Source organism: Geodermatophilus sp. SYSU D00758, from assembly GCF_054049955.1.
On the sequence record NZ_JBJGYK010000029.1, the window covers coordinates 36,889 to 52,272 of the forward strand.

Genomic DNA, 15,384 nt, shown 5'->3' on the forward strand with positions numbered 1-15,384 from the left:
TTGGACCCGCCGTCACCGGTGCCCGCAGGGCCACCGGGACGCTCCGTTGCCGAGACGGTACGACGAGCGCGGGGGTCCCGCACGTCTGCCCGGCGCGACGTCACACGACGGTCATGGGCCGGCTCCGGACGACGCCGCCCGGCCGGCGGCGGACCTCGGCGTCGACCTCGGCCAGGAGCGCCACCGCCTCCCGGAGCCGCGGCGCCGGGAGGGTGAAGGGCAGCCGCAGGTGGTCGTCGAAGGCGTGCCCGGTGCCGAACGCCGCGCCCTCGGCGAGCAGCAGGCCCCGGGGGGCGGCGGCCGCGGCGAGGGCGGCCGAGCTGGTGCCGACCGGGAGCCGGCACCACAGGGACAGGCCGCCGCCGGGCCGGGTGGGGCGCCAGTCCGGCAGCCGGCGGCCGAGCTCCTCGAGCAGCACCGCGCGGCGCTCCCGCAGCAGTCGCCGGCGCTCCCCGAGCACGGCGTCGAGGTCGCGGACCAGCGCGGCGGCCGCCAGCTGGTCGAGCACGCCCACCGACAGCTGGCGACGGCCCAGCGACTCGGCCAGCCGGCCGGCCAGGACGGCGTCGGTCCGGACCCAGCCGATCCGCAGGCCACCCCACACGGCCTTGGACAGCCCGCCGACGGTCACCGTCGCCGCGTCGGGCAGCCCTGCCGCGAACGGCGGCAGCGGGTCGCCGTCCAGGTGCAGCTCGGCGGTGACCTCGTCGGCGACGGCCAGGACGCCGTGCTGCCACAGCGTCGCCGACAGCCGCCGGCGGCCCGCCGCCGACAGCCGCGCCCCGGTGGGGTTGGACCAGTCCGGCATGAGGAACGCCAGCCGCGGGCTGCTCTGCCGGGCCACGAGGGCCGCGGTGCCCACCAGGTCGTCCGGCCGGTCCGGGTCGACCGCGGCCGGCACGCACCGGCCGCCGGCCGCCGCGACCAGCTCCACCGCGCCGGGGTAGGTCGGGTGCTCGACCAGCACCCGGTCGCCGGGTTGCAGCAGGGTCTCGACCACCAGCGCGGTGGCGTCCCCGGTGCCGGCGGTGACCACGACCTGGGCGGGGTCGGTCGGCAGGCCGCGGGCGGTGAAGCGGTCGGCGACCGCCGCGCGCAGCTCGGGGAGCCCGCCCGGTGCGTAGCCGTGCCCGGCGACGTGGGCGGGGAGCGCGGCGAGCGCGGCCGCGTAGGCCTGCACCAGCTGCGGAGCGGCCTCCGGCGCGGCGTGCGCCAGGTCGAGCAGCCCGGGATCGGTCGTGGGCAGGTGCCACACCGACCCCGTCGCGGGCAGCTCGGTGACCGTCCCGGAGCCGTGCCGGGTGGCGGCGTAGCCCTCCTCGCGCAGCTGCCGGTAGGCCGAGGCGACGGTCACCCGGCTGGCGCCCAGCACGGCGGCCAGCTCCCGCTCGGCCGGCAGCCGGCTGCCCACGGGGAGCGCGCCCGAGGTGAGCAGCTCGCGGACCCGGCGGGCCAGCGCCGCGTACCGCGGGCCGGGCACCTCCTCCACCGGGCCGAGCAGGGCGGCCAGCTCGACCGCGGAAGTGGACTGGTCTGCCCGGGGTGGCATGCAGGCCACCATGCCGCAGTGGACCGGGATCGTCCACCCCCGGTGGTGCCAGTCTCTGCTCATGACCCTCGGGATCGTCGCCGTGACCCTGACCCTGCTCGGACTGGCCTGGCTGTCGGCCGCCACCCTCGTCGTCACCCTGCGCGGTGGCCGGGGGCCCGGCGACCCGCCGGCCAGCCACCCGCGCACCGACCCCGCCGGCTTCCCGGTGCTCCCCGAGCCGCGCAGCGCGCTGACCCCGCGCCGGCGGCCGGCCGGTGGCGGCGCGCCGCGGCGCCGCCGCACGCCGGCGCGCCCGCTGCCTACCCGCGGGCCCGTGCTGCGGTGACGCGCGCGGCGGCCCGCACGGCGGCGGTGAGGACGGCGGCCGACAGCCACACCGCCCGCGACAGCCGCACCGCGCGGGGGACGTCGTCGGGGCCCGCGGGCCGGCCGGTGCCGAGCGCGGGCCGCTCCTCCACCCGCTCGCCGTAGACGTTGCGGCCGCCCAGGCGCAGGCCCAGCGCGCCGGCGAGGCTGGCCTCGCACCGGCCGGAGTTCGGGCTCGGGTGCGCGGCGCCGTCCCGCCACCAGGTGCGCAGCGCCCCGGCCGCCGACCCGCCCACCACCGGGGCCGCGGCCACGGTGAGGGCGGCGGTGAGCCGGGCGGGCAGCCAGTTGGCGACGTCGTCGGCGCGCGCGGCGGCCCAGCCGAACCGGGCGTACCGGGGGGAGCGGTGGCCGACCATGGCGTCGAGGGTGTTGACCGCGCGGTAGCCGAGCAGGCCCGGCAGCCCGGCGACCGCCCCCCACAGCAGCGGTGCCACGGCGGCGTCCGACGTGTTCTCCGCGACCGACTCGACGGTCGCCCGGGCGAGCTCGCCCGCGCCGAGGGTGCTCGGGTCGCGGCCGGCGAGCGCCGGCAGCAGGGACCGCGCCGCGGGCAGGTCACCGCCGTCCAGCTCCCGGTGCAGCGCGCTCGCCGCGCGGCCCAGCGAGGTGCCGCCGAGCACCGTCCAGGTGGCCGCGGCGGTCACCGCCGTCCGCAGCACCGGCCGGCCGCGGGTGGCGCGGTCCAGCACCAGGCCCGCGCCGGCCGCACCGCCCGCGAGGAGCCCGGCGTACCCGGCTCCGGTGGCCCGCGAGTCCCGCCAGGTGCGGCGCTCCAGGGCGGTGGCGAGGCGGCCGAAGCCGGCGACCGGGTGCCCGCGCCGGGGATCGCCGAGCAGCAGGTCGGCCAGGGCCCCGAGGGCCAGCCCGGCGGCGGTCGGCGAGCCCACCGTGCACCTCCCCGCGACCTCGTGCGCTGCGTGCGCGCGGCAAGCAGAGCACGAGGCACCCCGGGCGGAGCGGCCGGGGCGGCGCACCAGGCCCCGCGCAGCGGGGGCTCCCTAGGATCGGCGGTCATGCGCCTGCCCGGCCGGTACTCCGGCACTGCCCGGCCGATCGTCACCTACGGCAGCGACCCGGTCCTGCACCGGTCGTGCGCGCCGGTCACCGACTTCGGCAAGGACCTGCGCCGCCTGGTCCTCGACATGTTCGCCTCGATGGAGGCCGCCGACGGCGTGGGGCTGGCGGCCAACCAGATCGGCGTGGACGCCCGGGTCTTCGTCATCGACTGCCCCGACGCCCGCGGGGAGGACGTCGTGGGCTACGTCGTCAACCCGGAGCTGACCGTCCTCGAGCCGCACGAGGGGGAGCCGGCCGAGGAGGTCACCGAGGAGGGCTGCCTGTCCGTGCCCGGCCCGTACGCCGAGCTGCCTCGGGCCTTCCGCGCCCGGGTCGACGGCGTGGACGCCGACGGCCGGCCGGTCTCCCTGGAGGCGACCGGGATGGCCGCGCGCTGCCTCCAGCACGAGGTCGACCACCTCGACGGCACCGTCTACGTCGACCGGCTCCCCGCCGAGCTGCGGGAACGGCTGCTGGCCGAGGCGGCGGGCCCGGAGGGGGAGCTGCCCGCGTGAGCGCCCCGCTGGTCGTGGTCGGCATCGGGGCCGACGGCTGGGAGGGGCTCGCCCCGGCGTCCCGGGCGGAGGTCGAGCGCGCCGAGGTGCTGCTCGGCAGCACCCGGCAGCTGGACCTCGTCCCGCCGTCGGTGACCGCCCGGCGGGTGCCCTGGCCCTCGCCGCTGACCGAGTCCCTGTCTGGGCTGGTGGAGGAGCACGCCGGCCGTGCGGTCGTCGTCCTGGCCAGCGGCGACCCGATGCTCTCCGGCATCGGCACCACCCTCACCCGGCTGCTCGGGCACGACCGGGTGCGGGTGCTCCCCGCGCCCTCGTCGGTGTCGCTGGCCTGCGCCCGGCTGGGCTGGGCGGTCGAGGAGACCGACGTCGTCAGCCTGGTCGGCCGGCCGGTGGAGCTGCTGCACCCGCACGTCCAGCCGGGCCGGCGGCTGCTGGTCCTCGGCTCCGACGGCGGCACACCGGCCCAGGTGGCGGCGCTGCTGGCCGAGCGCGGCTACGGGCAGAGCCGGCTCACCGTGCTCGGCGGGCTCGGCGGCCCGGAGGAGGAGGTGCGCACCGGCACCGCGGCCGGCTGGTCGCAGCCGGCGCCCGCGCTGGTCGTCACCGCCGTCGAGTGCCGGGCCGACCGGGGCACGCTCCCGCTGCCCACCACGCCGGGGTTGCCCGACGCCGCCTACGAGTCCGACGGCCAGCTGACGCGCTCGGAGGTCCGGGCGGTGACCCTGGCCCGCCTGGCCGCGGTGCCCGGCCAGCTGCTGTGGGACGTCGGCGCCGGGTCCGGGTCCATCGGCATCGAGTGGATGCGGGCCCACCCCACCTCCCGCGCGGTCGCCGTGGAGGCCTCCGCGACGCGGGCCGAGCGGATCGCCCGCAACGCCGCGCGGCTCGGCGTCCCGTACCTGCGGGTCGTGCACGGGCACGCCCCGGAGGTGCTCACCCGGCTCCCGGCCCCCGACGCGGTCTTCATCGGCGGCGGGTTGACCACCCCGCTGCTGCTCGACGCGTGCTGGGAGGCGCTGCCGCCGGGCGGGCGGCTGGCCGCCAACGCGGTCACCGTCGAGAGCGAGGCCGTGCTCGCCGCCTGGCACGCCCGGGTGGGCGGGGAGCTGGTGCGCATCGCCGTCCACCGCGCCGAGCCGGTGGGCGGCTTCACCGGCTGGAAGCCCGCCATGCCGGTGACGATCTACGCGGTCCGGAAGCCATGACCGTGTTCTTCATCGGGGCGGGGCCGGGGGCCGCCGACCTGGTCACCCTGCGGGCGGCGCGGATCATCGCCGCCGCCCCGGTCTGCCTGTACGCCGGCGCCCTGGTGCCCCGGGAGCTGCTCGGCACCGCCCCGCCCGGCGCCCGGCTGGTCGACACCGCCGACCTCGACCTCGACGCGATCACCGCCGAGCTCGTGGCCGCGCACGAGGCGGGGCTGGACGTGGCCCGGTTGCACAGCGGCGACCCCTCGATCTGGAGCGCGATGGCCGAGCAGGTGCGCCGGCTCGACGCGGCCGGGGTGCCCTACGAGGTGGTGCCCGGGGTCCCGGCCTTCGCCGCGGCCGCGGCGGCGCTGAAGCGCGAGCTGACGGTGCCCGGGGTGGGGCAGACCGTCGTCCTCACCCGGACCTCGGCGCGGTCGACGCCGATGCCGCCCGGTGAGGAGCTGGCCGCCTACGCGGCCACCGGCGCCACCATCGTGCTGCACCTGGCCGTGCAGCGGATCGCCGAACTCGCCCCGCAGCTCGCCGAGCACTACGGCGCCGACGGCCCGGTCGCGGTGGTGGCCCGCGCCAGCCGGGACGACGAGCTGGTGCTGCGCGGCACGCTCGGCGACATCGCCGCGCAGGTCGAGGCCGCGGGGGTGCGGCGCACGGCGGTGGTCGTCGTCGGCCCGGTGCTGACCGCCGCGCAGTTCCCCGACAGCCACCTCTACTCGACCACCCGCCCCCGCTGATGCGGAGTGCGGGTGCGCAGGAAACCTGTGCTGGCGCACTCCGCTCAGGCGCGGCCGACGACCGCCCCCGCCCGGTCGACGACGACCACGTCGACCGCCACCGGGGCGCCGCGCAGCACGCCGAGCGCGGTGTCCCGAGCACCGGCCGCCACGAGGTCGCCCAGCGGCAGCCCGGCGGCCTGGCACCGCCGCAGCGCGTCGAGGGCCGTGGTCGCCTCCCGCACGCCGGCGACGAGCTCGGCCGGACCGCCCGCGGCGGCCACCCGGTCGGCCAGCGCGGCGGTGGACACCTGCGAGCGCGCCGAGTGCAGGTCGAGGTGGCCGTCGGCCAGCTTGGCCAGCTTGCCGATCCCGCCGGCGACGGTCAGCCGCGGCACCGGGTGCCGGCGCAGGTACTTCAGCACCGCCCCGGCGAAGTCCCCCATGTCGAGCAGCGCGTCCTCGGGCAGGCCGTACAGCGCGGCGACGGTCCGCTCGCTGGTGGACCCGGTGCACCCGGCCACGTGGGTGCGCCCGGCCGCCCGCGCCACGTCGACCCCGCGGCGGATCGAGTCGATCCACGACGAGCACGAGTACGGGACGACGACCCCCGTGGTGCCCAGGATGGACAGCCCGCCGAGGATGCCCAGCCGCGGGTTCCAGGTCCGCCGGGCCAGCTCCTCGCCGTGCTCCACCGACACCTCGACGACGACGTCCCCGCTGCCGCCGTGCCGCGCGGCGACCGCGGCCACGTGCTCGCCGATGAAGCGCCGCGGCATCGGGTTGATCGCGGGCTCGCCCACGGCCAGCGGCAGCCCCGGCTTGGTGACCGTCCCGACGCCCGGCCCGGCCCGGAAGACCACGCCCGCCCCGGGTGCCGCCGGCCGCACCGTCACCGAGACCAGCGCGCCGTGGGTGACGTCGGGGTCGTCGCCGGCGTCCTTCACCACGCCGGCGCCGGCCTCGTCCGCACCGAGGAACTCGGTGGCCAGCGCGAACACCGGGTGCCGGTCGCCCGGCAGGTGGATCTGCACGGGGTCGGGGAACTCGCCGGTCAGCAGCGCGGTGTAGGCGGCGGTCGCCGCGGCGGTGGCGCACGCCCCCGTCGTCCAGCCGTAGCGCAGCCCGGTGCTGCGCTCACGGCCGGCCTCGGTCACCGCACCAGCATGCACGGGGCCGGCCGGTGACCGGCCGGGTGCTGGTGCTCGGGGGCACCGGGGAGGCCCGGCGGCTGGCCGGGCGCCTGGTCGAGCAGGGGATCGCGGTGACCAGCTCGCTGGCCGGCCGGGTGGCCGAGCCGGTGCTCCCGGCCGGCGCGGTGCGGGTCGGCGGGTTCGGCGGGGTCGAGGGCCTGGCCGCCGAGCTCGGCGGGGTCGCCGCCCTCGTGGACGCCACCCACCCGTTCGCCGCGACGATGACCGCGCACGCCGCGGCGGCCGCCGCGGCCACCGGCACCCCCCTGCTGCGGCTGCAGCGGCCCGGCTGGACGGCGGGGCCCGGGGACGACTGGCGGTGGGTGGGCACCCTGGAGGAGGCGGCCGCCGCCGTGCGCGGGTACGGGTCGGTCTTCCTCACCACCGGCCGGCAGGGCCTGGCCGCCTTCGCCGGGCTGACGGGGCGCTGCCTGGTCCGCGCCGTCGACCCACCGGCGCCGCCCCTGCCGGCCCGCACCACGGTGGTGCTCGCCCGCGGCCCCTTCACCCCCGGGGAGGAGCGGGCGCTGATGGCCGAGCACGGCGTCGACGTGCTGGTCACCAAGGACAGCGGTGGCGGCATGACCGCGGCCAAGCTGGCCGCGGCCCGCGCGCTGCGCGTCCCGGTCGTCCTCGTGCGGCGGCCCCCGCTGCCCGCGGGGGTGCGCGCGGTGGCGACGGTGGGGGAGGCGCTGGCCTGGGTGCGCGCGACCCTCAGCCCACCGGCCGGAACGCCCAGGCCGTGACCCACGCGGTGCCCACGGCGAGCAGGAGGGCCAGCGGCACGTGCACGGCCATGTCGCCGGCGCTGCCGATGGCCGCCTGCACGAAGGTGAGCAGGAAGACCGCCCCGCTGACCACGGCCGGCCACCACGTGCCGGTCGCGCGGCCGTGCAGCGCCGCGGCGGCGAGCAGCAGCCCGGTGCTCACGTGCAGCGCCACCGCGCCCACGCCGTGCCCGGTGAGCACGTCCGCCCCGCCGAGCATCCGGCCGGCGGTGACGAACTGCCAGCCCAGCACGAGCACGGACAGGACCCCGGCGGCCTGCAGGGGCCGGAGTGCGACGGCACGGGGGAGGGCGGCGGGGTCGGTGGTGCGCGTCATGGCAGCTCCCGGGCGGCGGCGGTTGTTTGAAGATCGGAGCACCTTCCGCGGAGACGCGCCAGAGCCCTCGTCGCGCTCGTCCCGCGCGCGGTGCTCTCGCCCTCAGGCGCCGCCCGGACGTGTGGCATGCGGCCGGATGGGGCACGGCCGGTCCCATGAGCCAGACCGCGTCCCTCCGCGCCCTCGCCCTCGTGTGCAGCCTCAAGCCCTCTCCCGCGCCTTCCAGCAGCGAGAAGCTCGCCCGGGAGGTGCTCGACGCCCTGGCCGACCACGGGGTCGCCGGTGACGTCGTGCGAGTCGTGGACCACGACGTGCGGCCCGGTGTCGAGGTGGACATGGGGGACGGCGACGAGTGGCCCGCCGTCCGGGAGCGGATGATGGCCGCCGACATCCTCGTCGTGGCCACCCCGACCTGGGTGGGCCACATGAGCAGCGTCACCCAGCGGGTGCTCGAGCGCCTCGACGGCGAGCTGTCGGAGACCGACGACTCCGGACGCCCGCTGATCAGCGGCAAGGTGGCCTGCGTGGCGGTCGTCGGCAACGAGGACGGCGCGCACAAGATCTCCGCCGACCTCATGCAGGGCCTCGACGACATCGGGTTCACGATCCCGGCCCAGGCCGCCACCTACTGGAACGACCAGGCCATGGGGGGCACCGACTACCTCGAGCTGGACCGCACCCCCGAGGCGGTGGCCTCCACGACCAGCACGCTGGCGGCCAACACCGCCCACCTGGCCCGGCTGCTCAAGGACCACCCCTACAGCTGAGCCGGCACCGCCTCCGGCCGCGCGGCGGCCGCGGCGCGGCGCTCGACGCGGCGCCGCCGCAGCAGCCCGGCCGCCGCGGACAGGGCGAGGACGACGACCAGCGCGCCGTAGACCTCGGTGGTGCGCTCGAGCCCCACCGCGCCGGCGGCCAGGCCGGCGCCGATCGCCGGGATGCTGAAGGCCAGGTACCCGACGACGAACACGCCCGACAGCAGCCCCCCGCGCTCGCCGGGCGCGGCGCCGCGCGTGACCACGGCGATGGCGCCGAGGAAGGCCGCGCCGAAGCCGAACCCGGAGACGACGGCGGAGGCGTAGAGCAGGACCACGCTGCCGACCGCCACGGCGACCACCGTGGCGCTCACCCCCGCGGCGAAGACCAGGCAGCCGGTGAGCATGGCGGTGTCCGCGCGGGCCCGCCAGAGGGACACCGAACCGATCACGCCCATGCCGTTGACCGCAACGAGCAGCAGGCTGCCGAGGGCGTGGTCCTCGATGCCGAAGACGTCGGCGGCCAGGGACGGGCCCAGCGACAGGTAGAGCCCGCCCAGCGCCCACAGCGCCACCAGGCAGGGGGCGGCGACGAGGAAGGCCCCGCGCTGGGCGCGGGGGACGCGCACCCGCGGGCGCAGCGAGGCCAGCGCGCCGGGCACCCGGGGCGAGGACTCCGGGAGCAGCACCAGCACGAGCAGCGCGGCGCCGGCGAAGAGCGCGGTCATGGTGCCGAAGACCCAGTCGGTCGGCGAGGCCAGGGCCTCGACGGCGATGCCGGCGGCGACCGCCCCGAGGGCCAGCCCGAGCCCGGGCGAGGCGCTGTTGAGCAGCGGGCCCTTCGGCCGGTCGCTGCGCTGGAAGTCCAGCAGCGTGGCCCCCAGCGCACCGGTCAGCGACCCCACCGACAGGCCCTGCACGACGCGGGCGGCCAGCAGCCACCCGACGCCGTCCGCGGCCAGGAACAGCAGGCTGGCCACCGCCTGCAGCAGCAGGCCGGCGACCAGGACCGGGCGGCGCCCGACGTGGTCGGACAGCGCCCCCACCACCAGCAGGGCCGCGAGCAGGGCGAGGGCGTAGATGCCGAAGACCGTCGTCAGCACGCCCGAGGAGAACCCGAACCGCTCCTGGTAGACGCGGTAGAGCGGCGAGGGGATCCCGGAGGCGGCCAGCACGAGGACCAGCAGGGCGCCCGCCGTCCAGAACGAGACGGCCCGGGGAACGCGACGGGAGGGCACGTCAGCCGACAAGCCCGCCCGCCGCGGTGGCATTCCCGGCGGCGGTCAGCGGCGCTCGAAGCCGGCCGGCAGGACGACGTCCTCCCGGGTCAGCTCGTGCACCGACGACTTGCCCAGGCCCAGCAGCGCCTCGTCGATGCCCTGCCGGATGATCGACAGGACGTTCTGGACGCCGCGCTCGCCGTTCGCGGCCATGCCCCACAGGTAGGCCCGGCCGATCATGACCGCCTTGGCGCCCAGGGCCATCGCCTTCACCACGTCGCCGCCGCGCCGGACGCCGCCGTCCATGACCACCTCGACCCGGTCCCCGACGGCCTCGACGACCGCGGGCAGGGAGCGGATCGCGCCGGGGGTGCTGTCGAGGTTGTTGCCGCCGTGGGTGGAGACCGAGATGGCCGTGACGCCGGCGTCGACCGCGCGGCGGGCGTCGTCGACGCGGGTGATGCCCTTGAGCATGAACGGCCCGTCCCACTGCTCGCGCAGCCAGGCGACGTCCTCCCAGCGGGGCAGCGGGGTGCCCATCCACTCGCCGTAGGCGCCGAAGAAGTTCGGCGGCTCCTGCCCGTCGAGGGCCAGGTTCGGCACGCTCAGCTCGGGGATGGAGCCGGTACGCAGGTAGGTGGCCAGCCACGCCGGCTTGCGCAGCACCTCGGGGGCGAACCTGACCGCGTTCCTGAGGTCGATCTTCTCGGGGATCGGCGGGCTGCCCCAGTCGCGCCGCGAGGCGAACGACCAGTCCAGGGTCATGATCAGGCCCTTGGCGCCCGCGGCGCGGGCCCGCTCGGCACGGGCGAGGATCGTCTCCCGCGAGCCGACCCAGTACATCTGGAAGAACAGCTTGGAGTGGGCCGCGCCCACCTCCTCGACCGGCTTGCTGGCGAAGGAGGACAGGCCCATCGCGACGTCCTCGGCCGCGGCGGCGCGGGCGACGGCCACCTCGCCGTCGGGGTGCACCGCCTGCACGCCGGTGGGCGAGATCAGCACCGGCATGGAGACCTCCTGCCCCATGACGGTGGTGGCCGTGTCGCGCTTGGCGTGCAGGTCGGCCACGTGCGGGCGCCAGGTGATCTCGTCGAAGGCGGCGACGTTGTCGTCGGCGGTCAGCCCCTTCTCGGTGCCGGCGACCAGCGCCAGGTAGACCGAGCGCGGCAGGCGCTTCTTCGCGCGGTACCGGGCCTCCTCGACGGTCTCGAACCAGTCCCTCGTGCTCGCCATGGGCTCCTCCGGGCTCCGCTGCCGTCCGGCCGGCGTCGGTCCGCACCCGGTGACGCCCGCCACGTCCGGGTCATGGTGCCATCCGTGGCACTGAGTGTCACGGGGCTCCGTCCAGGGGCCTTCTACGAGGGGTGGGGAGGGCGGGGTCCTTCGTAGGTGCGCGGCGTCCAGACCGCCCCGCCGGGGCCGACCCGCGTCCGCGAGGAGCCGACGAGCACCAGGCAGCGCATGTCGACGGTCTCCGGGTCGAGCTCCCCGAGGGTGGTCACGGTGACCCGCTCCTCCGGCCCGCCGACGTCCCGCCCCACGACGACCACCGTCCCCGGCGCCCGGGTCTCGAGCAGGACCTGCCGCGCCTCGGCCAGCTGGTGCGGCCGGGTGCGCGAGCGCGGGTTGTAGAGCGCGATCACCAGGTCGGCGGCGGCGGCGTGGCGCAGCCGGTCCACCACGACCGCCCACGGCTTGCGGACGTCGGAGAGGCTCAGGACGGCGAAGTCGTGCCCGAGCGGTGCCCCCGCCCGCGCCGCCACCGCCTGCGCCGCGGTGAGCCCCGGCACCACCCGCACCGGCACGCCGGTGAACTCGGGCCGCTCGGCCACCTCGAGCACCGCCGCGGCCATGGCGAACACGCCGGGGTCGCCGCTGGAGACCACCGCCACCCGCCGCCCGGAGCGCGCCAGCTCCAGGGCGTGGGCGGCCCGCTCGGCCTCGACCCGGTTGTCGCTGGGGTGGCGGCGCTGCCGCGGGTTGACCGCGACCCGGTCCAGGTAGGGGCCGTAGCCGACCAGGTCGTCGGCCGTGGCCAGCGCGTCGGCGGCCTCCGGGGTGGTCCAGGCCCGCGACCCGGGGCCCAGGCCGACCACCACGACCTCCCCGGCCGGCGCCTCCGCGGGCCGCGCCGGGACCGACCCCGGCGCCGGCCCGGTCAGCGGGCTGGGCAGCAGGGCGAGGGAGAAGTAGGGCACCGACCCCGGGTCGACCTCGGCCAGCGGCAGGGTGCGCTGCCGGTCGGAGGTCGCCCGCTCCACGTAGAGCGCCCGGTCGAGGACGCCGGCCGCCTCGAAGGCGGCGCGCACCTGCGGGAAGGTGCGGCCCAGCTTGAGCACCGCGGCCGAGTCGGTCCGGGCCAGCTCCTCGGCGAGCCGGTCGGCGGGCAGGGTCCCCGGGAGCAGGGTGAGCACCTCGTCGCGCTCGACCAGGGGGCGGCCGACCGCCGCGGCCGCGCCGCTGACGCTGGTCACGCCGGGCACCACCTCGGTCGGGTAGCGGTGGGCCAGCCGCTTGTGCATGTGCATGTAGGACCCGTAGAAGAACGGGTCGCCCTCCGCGAGGACGACGACGTCGCGGCCGGCGTCCAGGTGCGCGGCCAGGCGGGCCGCGGCGGCCTCGTAGAACTCGTCGATCGCGCCCTGGTAGCCGCCGGGGTGGTCCGTGCCCTCGGTCGTGACCGGGTAGACCAGCAGCTCCTCGACCTGCCCGGGGCGCAGGTACGGCTCGGCCAGCGCGCGGGCGACCGAGCGGCCGTGCCGCGCGGCGTGGAAGGCGACCACGTCGGCCGCCCCGATCAGCCGGGCGGCCTTGACGGTGACCAGTTCGGGGTCGCCGGGCCCGAGCCCCACCCCGTACAGCCGGCCGGTGCCCCGGCGCTCCCCGTTCCCGCGGCCGGGTCCGCTCATTCCTCGTCGCTCGCGATCGCGTTCACGGCCGCCGCGGTGATCGCGCTGCCGCCGCGCCGGCCGCGGACGACCAGGTGCGGCAGGTCGGAGGTGGCGAGGGCGTCCTTGGACTCCGCGGCGCCGATGAAGCCCACGGGGACGCCGACCACCGCAGCGGGCCGGGGCGCCCCCGCGGCGACCATCTCGAGCAGGTGGAACAGCGCCGTCGGGGCGTTGCCGACGGCCACCACCGCCCCGGCCAGCCGGTCGCGCCACAGCTCCAGCGCGGCCGCCGTCCGGGTGGTGCCGAGTTCGGCCGCCAGCCCGGGGGTCCGCGGATCGGTCAGCGTGCAGACCACCTCGTTGCCGGCCGGCAGCCGCCGGCGGGTGATGCCCGCGGCGACCATGTGCGCGTCGCAGAGCACCGGTGCGCCGGCGTCCAGGGCGGCCCGGGCACGGGCGACCACGCCGTCGGACCAGCCGAGGTCGGCGACCAGGTCGACCTGGCCGCAGGCGTGCACCATGCGCACCGCGACGCGGGCGACGTCCTCGGGCAGGCCGGTCAGGTCGGTCTCCGCGCGGATGGTGGCGAACGACTGCCGGTAGATCTCGGCGCCGTCCCGCTCGTACTCGTACCTCACGGGCGCGCGGCGGGGTCGCTGGCGGGGTCAGGAGTCATGGCGGGAGGAGGCTACTTCGGCGCCGGCCGGGTGGTCCCCACCGGTGGACGGCTCAGCCGCCGGCGGTGCGCTCCACCCGGTACCCGCTACCGGTCGCCACGACGTCGACGACGTCCCCCCGGGGCCGGCCGCAGCGCCGCGCGCAGCCGGCCCAGTGCTGCCGCGCGCCACCGGCGGGCAGCGACCCGGTGGCGACGGCGGCCACCGCGTCGGCGCGGACGTCGGCCAGGCTCCGGGCGCACCCCGGCAGGCCGGCGCACGCGGTGACCCGCAGCCACGGGCTGCCCGGGTCGAGCACCAGACCCGCGCCGGTCAGGGTGGCGGCCGCGGCCGCCGGCGCGTCGAGGTCGGGGACGGCCACCCCGCGCCAGGGCGTCAGCTGCACCTCGGCGGCCAGCCCGGCCACCGCGGCGGCCTGGTCCGCGGTCAGCCGGCCGAGGGGGACGACGGCGACCAGCGCGGTCCGGCCGTCGTCCTGGCACACCTCCCCGGAGGGCTGCGGGCCCGCGGACGGCGCCGGTGCGCCGGGGAGGGCACCGGCCGCGCCGAGCCGCCCGGCGACGCGGCGCGGGCCGTCGGCCAGCTCGGCCAGCCGCCAGGCGGTGCCGCCCTGCGCGGCGCGCTCGTCGAGGAAGGCGGAGACCGCGGCGAGGGCCAGGCAGGGGGCGTCCTCCGGTGCGGCGCGCAGGCCGCTGTCCCGGCCGGCCAGGGTGAGCGCCACCGGGCCACCGGGCAGCACCCGCAGGCCGACGTCCCCTCCTGCGCCGGCCACGTCGCCGCGGCCGTCGTCCAGCGTGACGAGGAACCGGCCGGGCAGCTCGGCGGCCCGCGGGTCGGTGCACAGGCCGGTGTCCACCGCGCGCACCCAGGGGCGGACGTCGGCCAGCCCGCCGGCCCGCCCGGTGAGCACGCTGGCGAGCACGTTGCGCACCCGCTCGTGGGCCGGGCTGGGCAGCAGCCCGGCGGCGGCCAGCCGCCCGGCGAGCTCGCTCCCGGCGCGGTCGGCCAGGCCCCGCAGCTGCACGTTCCCCCGGCTGGTCAGCTCCAGCGCGCCGTCGCCGAGCTCGGCGGCCGCGCGGGCGAGGGCCCGGAGCTGGGTCGCGGAGAGCAGCCCGCCCGGGACCCGGACGCGGGCCAGGTGGCCGTCGGCGGCGGGGTGCGTCTGCAGCGCCCCCGGGCAGGTGTCGGCGCGGGTGCGGGCCGGGGCGGGCACGGTCATGGCGCTGCCGAGGCTAGACCCGTCCCGGTGCGCCCACCTCGGTGATGCCACCCCGGGGCAGGGTGACGTCCGCGGCCACCCCCTCGTCGTGCCCCTCGTGCTTGCTCACCTTGCGGGCGACCACCGCGAGGAGGATGCCGTACACGACCTTGGAGACGACGTCGGCGACGGTGTAGGTGATCTGCCGGGCGACCACGCCGTCCGCGGAGTCCCACAGCGCCGGCATCAGGCAGGCCCCCGGGTAGAGCATCCAGGAGACCAGCAGCAGCCACCAGACGCCGCGGACGAGCGGGCGGACCTCCTCGGGCAGGCGGCCGACGTTGCCGAAGACGGTGCGGTACACCAGCACGAGGACGACCAGGAAGAAGACGGTGCTGACCGAGCCCCAGACCCAGAAGGGGGCGCTGCGCTCCACCTCGTAGAACTGCCCGGCGTACCCGGTGTAGACCATCGCCAGCCCGGCGACCGTGAAGGTGATCCAGCCCCGCCGGAAGGCGGAACCGGTCACGCCGAGCACGATGAGCAGCTGGGTGAGCAGGACCGGGACGTCGATCGACCAGTTCATGTAGCGGTAGCCGTTGCTGAACAGCGCGTCGGACCGGCTGTAGGCCTCGCCGTCCCACGCGAAGGAGCTGCGCCACTGCAGGGAGATGACCAGCAGCTCCAGGAACGCCGACACCATCACGACCGCCGACAGCGTCGACGAGAGCTGGTAGCGGGGCAGTTCTTGCTCGTCAGCACGAAGCCGACCAGCCCGGCGGCATCGCCGCGTACCCGAGCGTGACGACGTGCGAGACGATCGTGTACTGGAAGAAGCCGTGGCTGAAGGGGTTCTCGAAGTTCACCACCCGGGCCTTCCGCGTCGCCGGCAGGTGGACGCCCCGCGGCGGGCCGCGGATCCGCGCGGCCCGC

Annotated in this window: 16 protein-coding genes; 6 read left to right on the top strand and 10 right to left on the bottom strand. The window is 77.8% G+C overall.

Going from position 1 to position 15,384, the window contains the following annotated elements:
* Positions 1–100: 100 nt before the first annotated feature.
* Positions 101–1,549, bottom strand: coding sequence for a MocR-like transcription factor YczR (yczR, locus tag ACI8AC_RS18640; RefSeq protein ID WP_456899328.1), 1,449 nt, complete (start codon positions 1,547–1,549; stop codon positions 101–103).
* A 61-nt stretch (positions 1,550–1,610) separates the two neighbouring features.
* On the opposite strand from yczR, the gene ACI8AC_RS18645 reads away from it, so the two are divergent.
* Positions 1,611–1,877, top strand: a complete 267-nt coding sequence (locus ACI8AC_RS18645) for a hypothetical protein (RefSeq protein ID WP_456899329.1) — start codon at positions 1,611–1,613, stop codon at positions 1,875–1,877.
* Here ACI8AC_RS18645 and ACI8AC_RS18650 read toward each other — a convergent pair.
* Positions 1,852–2,808 (bottom strand): cobalamin biosynthesis protein, encoded by a 957-nt coding sequence (locus tag ACI8AC_RS18650; RefSeq protein WP_456899330.1) that lies wholly within the window; start codon positions 2,806–2,808, stop codon positions 1,852–1,854. The two genes, ACI8AC_RS18645 and ACI8AC_RS18650, sit on opposite strands and share 26 nt — an antisense overlap.
* A gap of 126 nt (positions 2,809–2,934) precedes the next feature.
* On the opposite strand from ACI8AC_RS18650, the gene def reads away from it, so the two are divergent.
* From def to cobM, 3 genes are read left to right on the top strand one after another with little or no spacing between them, the layout of a single operon-like run.
* The gene (gene def / locus ACI8AC_RS18655) at positions 2,935–3,492 is read left to right on the top strand and encodes a peptide deformylase (protein ID WP_456899331.1); all 558 of its coding nucleotides are present in this window, start codon (positions 2,935–2,937) and stop codon (positions 3,490–3,492) included.
* Complete coding sequence (cbiE, locus tag ACI8AC_RS18660) at positions 3,489–4,697, top strand: precorrin-6y C5,15-methyltransferase (decarboxylating) subunit CbiE (protein ID WP_456899332.1); 1,209 nt, start codon at positions 3,489–3,491, stop codon at positions 4,695–4,697. Before def ends, cbiE begins: the two co-directional genes overlap by 4 nt.
* Positions 4,694–5,434, top strand: coding sequence for a precorrin-4 C(11)-methyltransferase (cobM, locus tag ACI8AC_RS18665; protein ID WP_456899333.1), 741 nt, complete (start codon positions 4,694–4,696; stop codon positions 5,432–5,434). The genes cbiE and cobM overlap by 4 nt, the downstream gene beginning before the upstream one ends.
* 44 nt (positions 5,435–5,478) lie before the next feature.
* On the opposite strand, the gene ACI8AC_RS18670 is transcribed toward cobM, so the two are convergent.
* Complete coding sequence (locus tag ACI8AC_RS18670; RefSeq protein ID WP_456899334.1) at positions 5,479–6,570, bottom strand: cobalt-precorrin-5B (C(1))-methyltransferase; 1,092 nt, start codon at positions 6,568–6,570, stop codon at positions 5,479–5,481.
* Between the two features lie 26 nt (positions 6,571–6,596).
* On the opposite strand from ACI8AC_RS18670, the gene ACI8AC_RS18675 reads away from it, so the two are divergent.
* Entirely contained in the window at positions 6,597–7,352 is a 756-nt protein-coding gene (locus ACI8AC_RS18675; RefSeq protein WP_456899335.1) for a cobalt-precorrin-6A reductase, read from the top strand.
* On the opposite strand, the gene ACI8AC_RS18680 is transcribed toward ACI8AC_RS18675, so the two are convergent.
* Positions 7,321–7,710 (bottom strand): hypothetical protein, encoded by a 390-nt coding sequence (locus ACI8AC_RS18680; protein ID WP_456899336.1) that lies wholly within the window; start codon positions 7,708–7,710, stop codon positions 7,321–7,323. The two genes, ACI8AC_RS18675 and ACI8AC_RS18680, sit on opposite strands and share 32 nt — an antisense overlap.
* 155 nt (positions 7,711–7,865) lie before the next feature.
* On the opposite strand from ACI8AC_RS18680, the gene ACI8AC_RS18685 reads away from it, so the two are divergent.
* Positions 7,866–8,477 carry a flavodoxin family protein gene (locus ACI8AC_RS18685; protein ID WP_456899337.1) on the top strand — a complete coding sequence of 204 codons (612 nt, stop codon included), beginning with the start codon at positions 7,866–7,868 and terminating at the stop codon, positions 8,475–8,477.
* On the opposite strand, the gene ACI8AC_RS18690 is transcribed toward ACI8AC_RS18685, so the two are convergent.
* The 6 genes from ACI8AC_RS18690 to ACI8AC_RS18715 all read right to left on the bottom strand — a co-directional run bounded on the left by ACI8AC_RS18690 (position 8,468) and on the right by ACI8AC_RS18715 (position 15,196).
* Entirely contained in the window at positions 8,468–9,703 is a 1,236-nt protein-coding gene (locus tag ACI8AC_RS18690) for an MFS transporter (RefSeq protein WP_456899338.1), read from the bottom strand. The two genes, ACI8AC_RS18685 and ACI8AC_RS18690, sit on opposite strands and share 10 nt — an antisense overlap.
* A gap of 45 nt (positions 9,704–9,748) precedes the next feature.
* Complete coding sequence (gene mftD, locus ACI8AC_RS18695) at positions 9,749–10,918, bottom strand: pre-mycofactocin synthase MftD (RefSeq protein WP_456899339.1); 1,170 nt, start codon at positions 10,916–10,918, stop codon at positions 9,749–9,751.
* A gap of 122 nt (positions 10,919–11,040) precedes the next feature.
* Entirely contained in the window at positions 11,041–12,594 is a 1,554-nt protein-coding gene (locus ACI8AC_RS18700; protein WP_456899340.1) for a precorrin-2 C(20)-methyltransferase, read from the bottom strand.
* Positions 12,591–13,214, bottom strand: coding sequence for a precorrin-8X methylmutase (locus ACI8AC_RS18705; RefSeq protein ID WP_456899341.1), 624 nt, complete (start codon positions 13,212–13,214; stop codon positions 12,591–12,593). The genes ACI8AC_RS18700 and ACI8AC_RS18705 overlap by 4 nt, the downstream gene beginning before the upstream one ends.
* Before the next feature lie 91 nt (positions 13,215–13,305).
* The gene (locus ACI8AC_RS18710) at positions 13,306–14,472 is read right to left on the bottom strand and encodes a precorrin-3B synthase (RefSeq protein ID WP_456899342.1); all 1,167 of its coding nucleotides are present in this window, start codon (positions 14,470–14,472) and stop codon (positions 13,306–13,308) included.
* A gap of 13 nt (positions 14,473–14,485) precedes the next feature.
* Positions 14,486–15,196 (bottom strand): bacteriorhodopsin, encoded by a 711-nt coding sequence (locus ACI8AC_RS18715; protein WP_456899345.1) that lies wholly within the window; start codon positions 15,194–15,196, stop codon positions 14,486–14,488.
* Between the last annotated feature and the right edge of the window lie 188 nt (positions 15,197–15,384).

Bases quoted from the DNA above. Each gene is read 5' to 3' on its own strand.
- ACI8AC_RS18700 (WP_456899340.1), bottom strand. From the start codon at position 12,594: ATGAGCGGACCCGGCCGCGGGAACGGGGAGCGCCGGGGCACCGGCCGG.
- mftD (WP_456899339.1), bottom strand. From the start codon at position 10,918: ATGGCGAGCACGAGGGACTGGTTCGAGACCGTCGAGGAGGCCCGGTAC.
- cobM (WP_456899333.1), top strand. From the start codon at position 4,694: ATGACCGTGTTCTTCATCGGGGCGGGGCCGGGGGCCGCCGACCTGGTC.
- ACI8AC_RS18685 (WP_456899337.1), top strand. From the start codon at position 7,866: ATGAGCCAGACCGCGTCCCTCCGCGCCCTCGCCCTCGTGTGCAGCCTC.
- def (WP_456899331.1), top strand. From the start codon at position 2,935: ATGCGCCTGCCCGGCCGGTACTCCGGCACTGCCCGGCCGATCGTCACC.
- ACI8AC_RS18710 (WP_456899342.1), bottom strand. From the start codon at position 14,472: ATGACCGTGCCCGCCCCGGCCCGCACCCGCGCCGACACCTGCCCGGGG.
- ACI8AC_RS18680 (WP_456899336.1), bottom strand. From the start codon at position 7,710: ATGACGCGCACCACCGACCCCGCCGCCCTCCCCCGTGCCGTCGCACTC.
- ACI8AC_RS18645 (WP_456899329.1), top strand. From the start codon at position 1,611: ATGACCCTCGGGATCGTCGCCGTGACCCTGACCCTGCTCGGACTGGCC.
- yczR (WP_456899328.1), bottom strand. From the start codon at position 1,549: ATGCCACCCCGGGCAGACCAGTCCACTTCCGCGGTCGAGCTGGCCGCC.